The 12,060-nt window shown below is 35.5% G+C and carries 14 protein-coding genes; 3 read left to right on the forward strand and 11 right to left on the reverse strand.

All coding sequences use genetic code 11. From position 1 onward, the window contains the following. Positions 1-547 precede the first annotated feature (547 nt). The gene (nfsA, locus tag BM319_RS21865; protein ID WP_069032689.1) at positions 548-1,297 is read right to left on the reverse strand and encodes an oxygen-insensitive NADPH nitroreductase; all 750 of its coding nucleotides are present in this window, start codon (positions 1,295-1,297) and stop codon (positions 548-550) included. A 564-nt stretch (positions 1,298-1,861) separates the two neighbouring features. Between nfsA and BM319_RS21870 the strand changes: the two genes are divergently transcribed. Together BM319_RS21870 and BM319_RS21875 are read left to right on the forward strand one after the other, a co-directional pair. Next, positions 1,862-2,647, forward strand: coding sequence for an alpha/beta fold hydrolase (locus BM319_RS21870; RefSeq protein ID WP_069032688.1), 786 nt, complete (start codon positions 1,862-1,864; stop codon positions 2,645-2,647). Positions 2,648-2,838: 191 nt separating this feature from the next. Then, positions 2,839-3,936 carry an L-dopachrome tautomerase-related protein gene (locus BM319_RS21875; RefSeq protein ID WP_091024688.1) on the forward strand — a complete coding sequence of 366 codons (1,098 nt, stop codon included), beginning with the start codon at positions 2,839-2,841 and terminating at the stop codon, positions 3,934-3,936. A 137-nt stretch (positions 3,937-4,073) separates the two neighbouring features. Here the strand turns inward: BM319_RS21875 and BM319_RS21880 are convergent, their stop codons facing one another. The 6 genes from BM319_RS21880 to BM319_RS21905 all read right to left on the reverse strand — a co-directional run bounded on the left by BM319_RS21880 (position 4,074) and on the right by BM319_RS21905 (position 7,749). Continuing rightward, complete coding sequence (locus BM319_RS21880) at positions 4,074-4,373, reverse strand: spore coat protein (RefSeq protein ID WP_091024690.1); 300 nt, start codon at positions 4,371-4,373, stop codon at positions 4,074-4,076. Between the two features lie 18 nt (positions 4,374-4,391). After that, entirely contained in the window at positions 4,392-4,586 is a 195-nt protein-coding gene (locus BM319_RS21885) for a hypothetical protein (RefSeq protein ID WP_069032685.1), read from the reverse strand. 16 nt (positions 4,587-4,602) lie between these two features. After that, positions 4,603-5,739 carry a zinc-dependent alcohol dehydrogenase gene (locus BM319_RS21890; RefSeq protein ID WP_069032684.1) on the reverse strand — a complete coding sequence of 379 codons (1,137 nt, stop codon included), beginning with the start codon at positions 5,737-5,739 and terminating at the stop codon, positions 4,603-4,605. A gap of 19 nt (positions 5,740-5,758) precedes the next feature. Beyond that, on the reverse strand, positions 5,759-6,127 hold the full coding sequence (locus BM319_RS21895; RefSeq protein WP_091024691.1) for a spore coat protein: 369 nt from the start codon (positions 6,125-6,127) through the stop codon (positions 5,759-5,761). A gap of 15 nt (positions 6,128-6,142) precedes the next feature. Beyond that, positions 6,143-6,388, reverse strand: coding sequence for a spore gernimation protein GerQ (locus BM319_RS21900; protein ID WP_069032682.1), 246 nt, complete (start codon positions 6,386-6,388; stop codon positions 6,143-6,145). A 956-nt stretch (positions 6,389-7,344) separates the two neighbouring features. Beyond that, complete coding sequence (locus tag BM319_RS21905; protein WP_353615550.1) at positions 7,345-7,749, reverse strand: SDR family oxidoreductase; 405 nt, start codon at positions 7,747-7,749, stop codon at positions 7,345-7,347. Between the two features lie 76 nt (positions 7,750-7,825). On the opposite strand from BM319_RS21905, the gene yqgA reads away from it, so the two are divergent. Further along, entirely contained in the window at positions 7,826-8,281 is a 456-nt protein-coding gene (gene yqgA / locus BM319_RS21910; RefSeq protein ID WP_091024693.1) for a cell wall-binding protein YqgA, read from the forward strand. Between the two features lie 316 nt (positions 8,282-8,597). Here the strand turns inward: yqgA and BM319_RS21915 are convergent, their stop codons facing one another. From BM319_RS21915 to nadX, 4 genes are read right to left on the reverse strand one after another with little or no spacing between them, the layout of a single operon-like run. Further along, positions 8,598-9,380 (reverse strand): SDR family NAD(P)-dependent oxidoreductase, encoded by a 783-nt coding sequence (locus BM319_RS21915; RefSeq protein ID WP_069032681.1) that lies wholly within the window; start codon positions 9,378-9,380, stop codon positions 8,598-8,600. A gap of 23 nt (positions 9,381-9,403) precedes the next feature. Next, the gene (locus BM319_RS21920) at positions 9,404-9,913 is read right to left on the reverse strand and encodes an aromatic-ring-hydroxylating dioxygenase subunit beta (protein ID WP_069032680.1); all 510 of its coding nucleotides are present in this window, start codon (positions 9,911-9,913) and stop codon (positions 9,404-9,406) included. A gap of 20 nt (positions 9,914-9,933) precedes the next feature. Then, positions 9,934-11,235, reverse strand: a complete 1,302-nt coding sequence (locus BM319_RS21925; protein ID WP_091024695.1) for an aromatic ring-hydroxylating oxygenase subunit alpha — start codon at positions 11,233-11,235, stop codon at positions 9,934-9,936. A 31-nt stretch (positions 11,236-11,266) separates the two neighbouring features. After that, positions 11,267-12,049 (reverse strand): aspartate dehydrogenase, encoded by a 783-nt coding sequence (nadX, locus tag BM319_RS21930; RefSeq protein WP_069032679.1) that lies wholly within the window; start codon positions 12,047-12,049, stop codon positions 11,267-11,269. Between the last annotated feature and the right edge of the window lie 11 nt (positions 12,050-12,060).

The raw sequence follows: 12,060 nt of genomic DNA on the forward strand, positions 1-12,060 counted from the left end.
AAAAACAACCTTGTCAATTAAATTACCAAATTTCCGTAAAAGGCGTAGAATGATGTTGATTTCCATTACAGGATGCTCGCTTTCCATGGGGCGGGATTCTTTAGCCTCCTCGGCAAGCCTGCGGGGTCTCAGCCTTCCCGCTAATCCCATAGGAGTCGAGCACCCCTCCATTCCAATCAACTTTTTCATCAAAAAAAGTATGCAATAAATCCTAATCAAATAGCCTTTACTTAGAGTAATCTAGCAGTTTTAATTAATCAGTTTGTAGTTTTATTAAAATCGAACATTAAACTAAATTAATCAAATGAATTTGTTTTTCTAAGAATAAGCTCATAATTTTTTAACTTCTGAAAAAAGATGTCTATTGTTATTGGAATCATAAAATTGCTCGAACATATTAACATTTAAAACCATTAAAAGAACATCCAAGAAAATGATAATTTCATCATTATTAAATGTTCATTTAATGTCCGTTTTCCCTATTGACCATTTTATATTTCAACACTCTGCAAAAATCCTTCCATAAAGGAAGGATTTTTTGCCTTTTCTATTTGAGATCCAGTTTATTTATTTGCACAAAGTCTTTCATATACACTCTGTTTGGTCTTTCAAGCATAACTGCCATTTGTTCTGTCCATCGGTCTTTTCTTTTACCGCCGGTTCTTTGTTCATAATAACTTGAGACTACTTCATCGAACTCTTGTAACTGCTTTACATAGACTTCTTTATCTTGCTGATATTCGTTCTCATGGTAAATATGTTCGAACGGCAATCTCGGTTTGTGGTCTGTAATTTGTTTCGGATATCCCACTGCAATTCCAAACAAAGGTAAAACTCGCTCAGGCGTTTTTAACAATGTTTTCACTTCTTCAAGGTTATTTCGGATTCCTCCAATATAACAAATTCCCAGCCCCATGGATTCTGCTGCAATTGCAGCATTTTGTGCAGCTAAAGATGCATCGATCAATGCAACCATAAAATTCTCAGTGCTTTCTATTGATGGAAGGACATTTTTCTTTTCATTTTCTCCTATAACGGAATGGCGGTAAAGATCGGCGCAAAATACGAAAAAGTGACCATTTTTCTCAACATACTCCTGGTTACCAGCTAGCTCAGCTAACTTTTTCTTACAGAGTTTATCTTTTACACCGATGATTGAGTATGCCTGCATATAACTAGAAGTTGCGGCTGATTGAGCACAAGAAACAATCGTTTTTATTTGTTCATCCGATAGAGGCTTATCCTCAAAATAACGGATAGAACGGTGTTCAATTATTGTCGATATAACATCATTCATGGAATAATACTTCCTTTCTGATTTGAAAATGATTATTAAGTTAAGTTATCTATTTAAATCTTTCGACCATCATTAAACAGTAACTTTTTTCTAATATTTACTGATGCATCAGGTATTTCTTCCATTTGTATTCTTATGTCTTTTGTAAAACTCTAGATGTTTTCTGTAAAAATTCTGATGAGCAGGATAACTCCTTCCTTAATGCTTCATAAAATTGATCTACAGTTTCAATAAATACTTTTTCTTTATAAATTAGTAGTCTTGTGGGGTTATGCAAAAACACTGTTTACTGTGATTAATAAGATTAAAACAGTAATAGGTAGCTTTCTTCCTTGTTAGTTGGATATTCATAATCACCCCAGTATTAAACTATACCTCAAACTTTAATCAATAATTATAATAACTAATCTGTCCCAAACTACATTTTTTAATAACAGTTTGGTTCTCAATAGAAAGATTGTGACGAAATATACTTAAAATTTATTCTCAAAAATTAATCATATAAAATTACTAAAGTGAGTAATTTATATTTTAAACTACTTTAACAATTTTGGAGGTAACCACGTGGGATACTACGTTAATGTAGATCAAGGTGTGAATTTATATGTGGAGGATATAAATCCTGGGGGGAGCAAGACTATAGTATTTTTACATGGTTGGCCATTAAGCCATAAACAATTTGAATATCAGTTTAATGTTCTGCCCTCATTTGGATACCGTTGTATAGGAATAGACTGGAGAGGTTTTGGCAATTCGGATAAGCCATTTCACGGGTACACACTGGACCGACTGGCAGACGATATTCGCAATGTGATCGACGTACTTCAATTAAATAACTTTATACTTGCTGGGCATTCTACAGGAGGAGCAATAGCAATTAGATACATGGCTCGACACAACAGCTACGGAGTATCTAATCTTGTTCTTATAGACGCTGCAGCTCCCGTTGGTTTTGCGAATAAAGATCATGCTAATCAAATGCTTAATCAAGCATTAAATGACCGGCCAAAGCTGATGCGGGAAATAACAGAAACCTTTTTCTTTCAGTATATAACAAATCCATACTCAGACTGGTTTTTTCAATTGGGTTTACAGGCAGCAGGTTGGTCAACTGCTGCAATCGTAGTTATGCTAAGGGATGAGAATGTATATGATGACCTGCCGAAAATATCGGTTCCAACCTTAATCGTTCACGGAATACACGACAATGTGATTCCATTTTCGCAAGCTCAGGAAGTTAATCAAAAAATAAGAAATTCACAACTTGTCCCATTTCAAAACAGTGGTCATGGTTCATTTTGGGAAGAACGGGATAAATTTAATCAACTATTAAACCAATTTATTAGATAATAAACATTATTAATCCAAGTTTGAAAGTAGCTCGAGTGTCGTTAATCGAATTTTCTGACAGACTTATTAAATTTCGAAAACAATCAATTCAATCATCTTTTCGTATAGAAAAACTTATTAAGAAACATGCACTAGAAAAAATATAAATCATATATAGGTGATATCCCGTTTGAATGCTTGAGGAGGATATTATGAAACCTATGTTACCTAGTGAAAAATATTTCGGTAATTTAGAACTAGTTTATGCTTTTTATGGAGCTATGCCTACAGGTGTTACTGTTTCAGAAACCGGTCGTATTTTCATTTGCTTTCCGAAATGGGGAGACGATGTTAAATTTACGGTGGGGGAAATTGTAGAAAATAAATTGCAGCCTTATCCTAATTTACAAGCCAATTTGGTTAACCCCGAGAATATCACAATGACTTTCATCAGTGTCCAAAGTGTAGTTGCTGATGGAAGGGGAACACTTTGGATATTAGATACAGCGGCACCCAATTTTTCTGAACCAATTAAAGGAGGGGCAAAATTAGTCGCTGTAGATTTAGAAACTAATACAATTAGTAAAGTATATACCTTTACAGAAGAGGTTGTACTGCCTACAACTTATCTGAATGATGTCCGCTTTGATTTTCGTGTTGGAAAAGCAGGTTATGCTTATATAACGGATTCATCTTCAAGAGGACCAGGAGCTATTATCGTCGTAGATTTATCAAATGGAAACGCGTTTAGACGGTTAAATGGGGCAAATTCAACTTCACCTGATCCCTATTTTTTACCGAAAGTAGAAGGTCAAATTTTAATGAATCGAAACAAAGACGGTTCAACTTCTCCATTTAGATTGGCTTCTGATAGTCTTGCCATTTCTCCCGATGGAAAGATATTATTTTTTGCTCCACTAACCAGTCGTCACTTGTTCTCGATTTCAACAGAAACCCTGAGAGACAGAACGATACCGGACATGGATATATCTTATCATGTGAGGCATTGGGGAGAAAAAGGTGCATCTGATGGAATGATCACAGATGCAAAGGGAACTGTTTATGCTGGAGATTATGAAAACAACTGTATCCGTAAGATATTTCCAAATGGAATAATGGAAACTATCGCACATGATCCGAGAATTTTGTGGCCAGATACTTTTTCAATAGGTCCGGATCAATATTTGTATTTCATTGTAAACCAGTTACATCGACAGCCTAGATTTCATTATGGAGAAGACTTACGACAAAAACCTTATAGTTTACTTCGTATCAAAATTGATGAATTCCCTGCTCCGACATTTTCATAATAAAAATAGTGAATTAATTTGTAAAACAAGCACGAGTAAACATGAAGTATTAATTGTATTTACTTCTGCTAAATAAACACAAAATGAAAAATAGGAACAGTTTATTTGGTAAGTGTTTAACTGTTCCTGGAAACTTTTTATAATGTTGGTAAGTTCAATGCTGTATTGATATTATTTAAATCCAAACTGATCTGTTCGTTTGTATCCCATGCATAGTACCACCCTTTTTCTGCCATATATTTGGATATTTGTTCATGCATATCAAGAGCTTCTACTAAATGGCGAGTGAGCATATCCTTAATCTCCGGTGTTCCTGCCTCTGTAACTGCCATGGCATAATTTCTAATACCACTTTTAGCTGAAATGAGTAGATCCATTGCAACCACTTGATCCGTTATTGCGTCCATGCCAGTTAAAGTTTCAATAATTGGATTCATGTTTATTCATCTCCTAATTTACTTCTTAGCGTTGGAAAGGATTGAAGCATATTCTTGTAATTGTCTAGTAGATAGATCAATGTCTTGCTGCATAATATCTTTTAATAGCTGATCTGTGACTAACGCTTTCATCGTTTTGGATTTAGTTAAACAAGTGGTTTTAAATGCAGCTATCTCATGGACCTCAAGAACTTCATGTAAGGCGTAGTTCATTTTTATACCTCCTTCCTCAAGGTTTCAACAGGACTTTTATACAATTATCCATTTTTGTGTCAAAAATCTCATAGCCACGCTTTGCTTCACTAAGTGGCAGTACATGACTTACGACATCACCTGGGTCAATTTTCCCGGTCGTCACTAATTCAAACATATATGGCATATAATGAATCACAGGTGCTTGTCCGGATCGAATATTGACGTTTCGGTTCATAATATCTCCCATTGGGAATCCATTATATTTCCCACCGTAAACACCAGTAACTTGAATTGTCCCGCCTTTACGAACTGCTTGTGTAGCCGTGATAAACGCACCTAATGCTCCACCATGAAGTTTCAATCCGCTTGCCAGGAACTCTAAATCAGTCATTTTACCGTCCATTCCAACTGCATCTATGACAACATCAGCGCCGCCCTTTGTTATTTCTTTCAAATGCATTCCTACATTTTCAAAGTGTTCGAAATTTACAATCTCCACTTTGTTGGTACGTTTGGCGTGTTGCAAACGATAGTCTACATAATCTACGGCAATGACACGCTTCGCTCCTTTTAGCCAACAAAATTTTTGAGCAAAAAGACCAACTGGACCACAGCCAAGAACAATAACTGTATCTCCACCCTTTACGCCTGCATTGTCAACACTCCAAAAACCAGTAGTCATCGCATCGGCAATAACTGCTAACTTTTCATCTGGTTCTTCACAAGACTCTGGAATTTTGAAATGGGTAAAGTTGGCAAATGGAACTCTTAAATATTCGGCTTGCCCACCTGGATAGCCACCCGTCGTACCAGAATATCCGAAATAGGCACCCATATCACCATTATCATTAGAATTATCACATTGGCTTTCCAAATTTGTTTTACAGTAATGGCATTCACCGCACGCTATATTAAAAGGGATAATTACTCGATCTCCCTTTTTTAGGTTAGTCACACCTGGGCCTATTTCTTCTACGATTCCCATCGGTTCATGGCCTATAATATAATTTTCCTGCAGGTTAGGAATCATGCCATGAATTAGGTGAAGATCAGACCCACAAATAGCTGTACTTGTTACTTTTATAATCATGTCATCTGGTTTTTCAATCTTCGGATCTGGAACTTCTTTCACTTCTACATTTTTAATACCTTGATAAGTTACTGCCTTCATTGGTTACAAGCCTCCAGTGTTAATGTTCATCAGGTGTTCGGTCAAACAAGCCTTTTCTATTGTTATCAGCAGGAAATAGATCCATTTTGCCAATCATTAATGTATTGTTGGCAGACAGCTGATCTAATTGGTATTGTTCACTTAGTTCGTATGGATGGAACCATTTTTTACTAATCATTAGATCTGTAATTTCTTGGTGCATAGCAATCCCTTGCATTAAATGGCTTCGTAAGAGCGTTCTAACATCAGGTGATGCTGACTCTGTTAATGCGACCGCAATATTGCGAACACCTTCTTTAGCGCGAATAAGAAAATCCATCGCAAATGTGGTATCTGCTAGCTCAGGTACATGTAGCGAGTTTATTGGGTCTAAATAGTCATTATTCAATGAATTTGCCTCCTTTTAATCTATTATTGGTGTTGGGCGGTTTTGAGGAACAGGAGCTTCAAAAGGTGCACGTTGATAAATTGACTGTAATTCTCCTAGTGCTTGCATGGATTGTTCAACATCTTTTTGCATTAATGCTCTCAAATCATCATCAAATACCAATCCTTGCATTAGTTTTGATTTCGCTAAACAAAGGGTTTTAAAATTAATAACTTCATGTAAATCCAATGATTCATGATCGGCTAATTTTTGATTATCCATTTGGGTCCCACCTTTTTGATTAACTAAAGAAATACAAAGGTATTATTCCAAATATACAATGAATCATTCTTTAATCGTTTTTTTAAAGAGGTAGGAAAAACGATTAAATGGCTGGACTAATCATAATGTATTGAAAATTCATACATAAGTTATCGCTAATAAATATGTATATTTTGATTAAAAGGGCATAGCGTTAACCCATACAACTTAGGAAAAGAAAATGAAAACATCAAGTTGTATCTATTTAAAAGTGTCTATTATTGGGGTCCCGCCGACAAAACTGGTATATTATACGCTAAAACATTTTTGGGAAGGAAAAGCCGCTGATTTTCTTATGCTAAGCAGAAAAATCAGGGCTTTTTTTATGTTCTGAGTGCTTCATATCCATAAACGACCGTTTTCGGTGCTTATAAAAAAAATCAGTAGGTTATTTAGGTTAATGTAGAGAAAAAATAGTGGATAATTGAAACAAATATGCAGATTTAATCATTCTCGAAATGTTCCTATATTCTTTTTGACTCTTATTGTTGATTAACAACCTCCATCTAAGAAAAATCGTAAAATAAAAAAGTTCTTCTATTTTTTTTATTAATAAATGGAGGGGCGTTACCTATTGCATTTTTTATGGCAACGTAATGCTTGATGAAGTCATGGGGATGCTGAGTTTAACTCTATGTTTATGATGATTCAAGGAATACCTCTTATCTTACTTGCTATCAGCTTTTTATTAATATTGTTTAGTAAGCCAAATGATTCAGGTCAGTTACAAATAAACCTTTTTAAGTAAACAAACGTAAAGCAGCTCTTCCAACGATTTATCATATAACCGCTCACTATATAACTCATTATATATACAGTTTGAGCTACTACCACTTACAATTTAATTAGCACTAAAAAAAGAGAGTGTCCTTAAAAAGTCGCCCCTTTAAGACACCCTATGCTTAACCAAAAATTTCTTATCCAAGTCCTCGAACCGATAATCCACCGTCACTAGAAATGACTTCACCAGTAATCGCACGTGACTGATCAGATGCTAAAAGTACATATGCTGCAACATGATCTTCAGGCATTTGTGCTAATTGAAGAGGATTTCTTCTTTTTATATTGCTTGCTTTCGTATCATTATCAACAGATTTAGTAAAATTACGTAAAGGTGGGATGACAGTTAGTGCCGTTAAAGTCCCTCCTGGCGCTACTGCATTTACTCGTATATTTGGTGCTAGTTCAAAAGCAAGCTGACGCATTAAGCCGATTTGAGCATGCTTACTAGCCGTGTACCAAACTCCACCGCCGTCTGGGTAGAAGCTTGCGCCTGATACAGTAAAAATAATTTTAGTTATTGTAAAAATTTGGATAAATATGGTATTATATTGTAGTTTGGCTCAACGAACTAATTTTTCGTGCTTCAATATTTTTATTTTACAGGGGGAGAAATATATGATTTTTAAAAAAAATAAAACTACTATGCTATTAGCAGCTTTCACGCTTTTCGCCGTATTAATTGTTCAACCTTTTAATAACAATGTACAAGCAGCTAGTTCAGGATATGTAACAAAAGGCGGTGTAACAGCTGAAGTTTACACAGATCGTTCAGGTGATTATCCTTCTAGTGATACATATATAGGGGTTACAGGAGCAAAAACATCCGCTGGCGGAACAGTTTATTACAGTATGTTACTTGAGCAATATAAGAGTGGAAGTTGGTTGTTGGTTGATCATGAAGACGGATATTTCTCTAGTCAAAGTCCAATGAAAAAATTTTATATAGATAATCTTTTAGCTAAAGGTACTAGTGGTACTTTTAGGGTTGAGATGGTGCTTCGCAATGACCCTAATTCGGACTATGGTGAGCTAGGTAGTTGGTATACACCATCTTTCAAAGTTTACAATTAAATGTAGCTAAGGAACATTAACTTAGAAAAGATACATAAAATATAATTTATGTATCTTTCTATTTTTCTATTAACCTTTTTCTAAATTAAGATAACAAAGGACTAGTTTGGAGAAATTATTTAATAAAATAAGAGTGATTGTGTCATATGCTGCGGCGCGCCTCTCTCAAACGATTTTTCATATAACCACTATCTAATAATTCTTCAAATATACGGTTTGAACTACTACCACATACAATTTAATTAGCATTAATAAAAAAGAGAGTGTCCGTAAAAAGTAATCCCTTTAAGACACCCTATGCTTTATCATATATTTCTTATCCAAGTCCTCGAACCGATAATCCACCGTCACTAGAAATGACTTCACCAGTAATCGCACGTGACTGATCAGATGCTAAAAGTACATATGCTGCAACATGATCTTCAGGCATTTGTGCTAGTTGAAGTGGATTTCTTCTTTTTATATTGCTAGCTTTTGTATCATTATCCACGGATTTAGTAAATGTACGTAAAGGTGGAATGACAGTTAGTGCTGTTAAAGTCCCTCCTGGCGCTACTGCATTTACGCGTATAGTTGGTGCTAGTTCAAAAGCAAGTTGACGCATTAATCCGATTTGGGCATGCTTACTAGCCGTGTACCAAACTCCACCACCGTCTGGGTAGAAGCTTGCACCAGATACTGTAAAAATAATATTACCATTTGTTTTTTGTAATTCTTCTAAAGCTGCTTTTGCACCAAAAAATGATCCTTTTACGTTTATATTTAAAAGATAATCATATGCATCTGATAGGGCATCGGGTGTCACATCAGCGAATTTTGCAAATCCATCGAAAACGCCTGCATTCGCAATAAATACATCTAGTTTACCAAACTGTTCAACAGTCGCTTTTACAGCGCGCTCGTTGTCTTCATATTTGCTTACGTCACCTTGAATGATAAGGAGATTGTCATTAAATTCTTCTTTCATTTGTTCTAGTGTTTCAAGTGAGCGACCTATAATACTTACCTTTGCTCCTTCTTGAATGAATCGTCTTGTAACGGCCGCTCCTATTCCAGATGCGCCTCCTGTAATTAACACTACTTTATCTTTTAATAACATCACTTTGCCTCCTTTTTCTTCTATTAAACAAAGATTGCAAGATTTCTAGTATTAATTGTTGTTTGATCTACAATAAATACCCTCTTGGAAAGCTTCCACTTCCCATCTTCATATGTAAACTCGTCATGACGTTCTCCGGAAATTAGATCATGATGAATATCTGTGCTACGGCTACGATAGATTAGTAAATAACTATTAACTACTGCCTTCTCTTCTTTAACTAGCTCTTTTACGCTAATATTGCTTACAAAACGGCGGGTTCTTGAAGGAGGAATTTCAGCCCATGCATAATCGGTTTTCAATCGATCTACTCGAAGCTTTAATAATTCAATATCATCATTAAATGTAAACATTTCAGTAGAATAGTCTGGGCGCTCAGTTCCTTCTTTATTTACGCGTACAGGCATTTGATAGATTAAATTCGAATGCATTAAATTAAACCAATCATCAAACTCAATATCATCAAGTAATTTTGCTTCATCAATTAACCACTGTTCAAATTCTAACTTCGCTAATAATTTTTCAACGTTCATTTCCCTTCCTCCCCCCTTTATTAATTTGTCATTAATTCAAGCCAGTATTGATAGAAATTCCGTTGACTCGCTTCTGTAAATTTATCATCATAGGCTACCCCAGGTCCGATAAAATCGACGGGTTTACGATGTAGTCCCATTGTATAGTTATAAGTTAAATTCTTTTGAAATGGCATTGGACCTTGGGCTGCTTCCGTTATGTCTGTAAATACCTCAGTATCATCCTGCTCAAAAATACCAGATGGGCTAAATGTTAAGATAAAGGAATCTCTTGATCGATTCTTCCATTCCTGAGAAGCATTTTTTTCTACTAGTAACCATGCAATGACTTCCATTTTATTATGACTAAGTGGTCTCCACATTCTAATTGAAGTATTCGAAATTAATTCGCCCTTAATTTTTGTGTGAGATATTAAAAATGACATATTCGGAAAAGCATTCCCAATCATATTTTTTAAGTTTGATAGAACTTCATATTGTTCTTCTGACAAATTACTTTTATACTCATCCTTCAATTCTTCAGGAAAAGCAAAGTCTGGATTTGGTGTTCCAAGGTTTAATCCGTGTCCGTTTTCAGTGTGAATTTGAAAACCGCGCTTCGAATATGTTGCATTTGGGACCATGCCTAATTTTGCAATTGAACCGTGAGTAACCATCGTGTGGTATGAATCTCCTACAAAGTTATCAGAACCAACCTTCCAGTTTGATTTAACAATAAATCGTTGCGGAGCTCCAATTACTTCCATCTCAGCACGTCCTACTACGATATCTAAATACCACTTAAAATCACCGAGAAACTCTTCAAGAGGCTCTGCATTTTCGTCCCAATTTCCAAATAAAAGTCCTTTATATGATTCTAACTTTACTTTGTGAAGACCCATTTTAGTTCGGTCGAGTCGTTCCCCATAAATATCTTTTTGAAGCGGTACTCCAACAAGCTCACCTGTATTTTTAAAGTTAAATCCATGGTATGGACATGTAAATAAAGTTTTATTACCTTTATCGGCACGGCAAAGCTTCATACCACGGTGAGTACACATATTGTAAAATGCATTAATTTCTCCCATACTTTCGCGTGAGATAATGATTGAATATCCTGCAAGCTCACGAGTCATAAAGTCCCCTGGATTTGGAATTTCAGATTCATGTCCAAGAAAAACCCATGTTTTTAAAAATACTTTTTCATGCTCTAATTCGTAAACAGCCTTGTCGCCTAGAAGATATGCAGGGATGATTCCTTCATCTGGTTTGACTGTTTCGTTTAAGTAATTTACTAGTTGCTCTTTTGACAATTCATCTAACGTTTTTTCTGTTATAATCACACACGCACTCTCCCTTCATATTTTTAATTCTTTATCCAATCTGTACATATTTATCTTTGTTTTGTAAATTTGCCAAAACACTTAGCGCTGCTAAATAACTTGTTTTAGGATTATTTGGCATAGGATCATTTTCGATCTCAAGTTTAAGTTTCCCGAACGAGCCAGATGCTTCAATTGTATGGCTATTTTTTACGGCAATCGGATCAGCAATAATCTTCACTTTTGTATTGTTAGCACCGAGTCCAGCTAAGGATAATACAATCGCCACATTAATATTTCTTGGATATAGCTTGATTGCTTCAGCTGCTGAGCCTTCAAACAAAATCGTTTCTTTATCTAATCCTTCTCCCGATAATGCTCCAGGTGGTTTTCTAGTTGTAATAGAAACAGTCTCTAGACCATTCGCAGCTTTTGCTGATTTTAAAATATCTAATCCACCTATTGCTCCTGAAGGTAAGTAAATGTTTATACCATATCTTGTACATACCTCTCGAACTCTTTCTTCAAATGCAGAATCAGCCATGACCCCAATGCTGCTTAGCAATAAGTCTTTTCCACCTTCAAGAACTTTTATAGCGTACTCCTTTGCTGCTTCAACTGTTGCAGCTTCAATGACTAAATCTAGATCAGAAAGAAGGAGCGTTTCTACACTTTGATATGCTTCTGTTTCAAATTCTTTAGCAAGCTGAACGGCTGATTCTTCGCAACGCGTATAAATTGAAACAATCTTTCCACCTGGTAACATCCCATCTTTATTAATTGCTTGAAGAAGAAATTGACCAATATTACCGCAGCCGATTAGTCCTAGTTTCATACGTATTCACC

Source organism: Bacillus sp. UNCCL81 (assembly GCF_900112535.1).
GTDB classification, from domain to species: Bacteria; Bacillota; Bacilli; order Bacillales; family Bacillaceae_G; genus Gottfriedia; species Gottfriedia luciferensis_B.

Coding starts and splice junctions, on each gene's coding strand:
- BM319_RS21880 (WP_091024690.1), bottom strand. CDS start 4,373: ATGAATCCAATTATTGAAACTTTAACTGGCATGGACGCAATAACGGAT.
- BM319_RS21920 (WP_069032680.1), bottom strand. CDS start 9,913: ATGAACGTTGAAAAATTATTAGCGAAGTTAGAATTTGAACAGTGGTTA.
- BM319_RS21890 (WP_069032684.1), bottom strand. CDS start 5,739: ATGAAGGCAGTAACTTATCAAGGTATTAAAAATGTAGAAGTGAAAGAA.
- BM319_RS21885 (WP_069032685.1), bottom strand. CDS start 4,586: ATGAACTACGCCTTACATGAAGTTCTTGAGGTCCATGAGATAGCTGCA.
- BM319_RS21915 (WP_069032681.1), bottom strand. CDS start 9,380: ATGTTATTAAAAGATAAAGTAGTGTTAATTACAGGAGGCGCATCTGGA.
- BM319_RS21900 (WP_069032682.1), bottom strand. CDS start 6,388: ATGGATAATCAAAAATTAGCCGATCATGAATCATTGGATTTACATGAA.
- nfsA (WP_069032689.1), bottom strand. CDS start 1,297: ATGAATGATGTTATATCGACAATAATTGAACACCGTTCTATCCGTTAT.
- nadX (WP_069032679.1), bottom strand. CDS start 12,049: ATGAAACTAGGACTAATCGGCTGCGGTAATATTGGTCAATTTCTTCTT.
- BM319_RS21875 (WP_091024688.1), top strand. CDS start 2,839: ATGAAACCTATGTTACCTAGTGAAAAATATTTCGGTAATTTAGAACTA.
- yqgA (WP_091024693.1), top strand. CDS start 7,826: ATGATTTTTAAAAAAAATAAAACTACTATGCTATTAGCAGCTTTCACG.